Source organism: Micromonospora sp. NPDC005806, from assembly GCF_042871425.1.
Taxonomy (GTDB): Bacteria; Actinomycetota; Actinomycetes; order Mycobacteriales; family Micromonosporaceae; genus Micromonospora.
Genome location: NZ_JBIAIL010000056.1, coordinates 1 through 403, shown reverse-complemented (window position 1 = coordinate 403; position 403 = coordinate 1). Strand labels below are relative to the sequence as shown.

At 72.5% G+C, this 403-nt stretch carries 1 protein-coding gene; it reads left to right on the top strand.

The features are described from left to right. Positions 1-272: hypothetical protein (locus tag ACFYOS_RS33150; RefSeq protein ID WP_387150230.1), on the top strand; the 272-nt coding region annotated here is incomplete at its 5' end. Between the last annotated feature and the right edge of the window lie 131 nt (positions 273-403).

The window sequence follows — 403 nt, the reverse complement described above, 5'->3', positions numbered from 1 at the left end:
ATGCCCCACAAACAAACCCCGCCGCCCCCCAACCGGGGCCGCGCCGGCCCGGCCCCGGCCTGCTGGCGACCTTCGGCCGGCATCGGCCGGGCCGGCCGGCCACGCTTTGGGACTACCAGACCATGAAGACCTCGGGGCTCCGCCCCGAACCCCGGCCCTCAGAGATCCGCTCCTTTGCTCAGTTGGGCGCCCGCAAACGTCGGCGGATCGGAGCAGGTGTCATCGGTGCCTGGCTCGCGTCAGCCTTTACCGCCGTCACCGCCGGTCGATGAAACGGGCGAAAGCGGTGCGCGCACGGCGATCCTCCCGCGACCATGGGCGGATGGGGCGACCATCGGAGCCGGCGCAGACCGGGGGCATCATGCGCGGCGAGGAGGACGCCCAGCAGGCCAGCTTCCTGGAG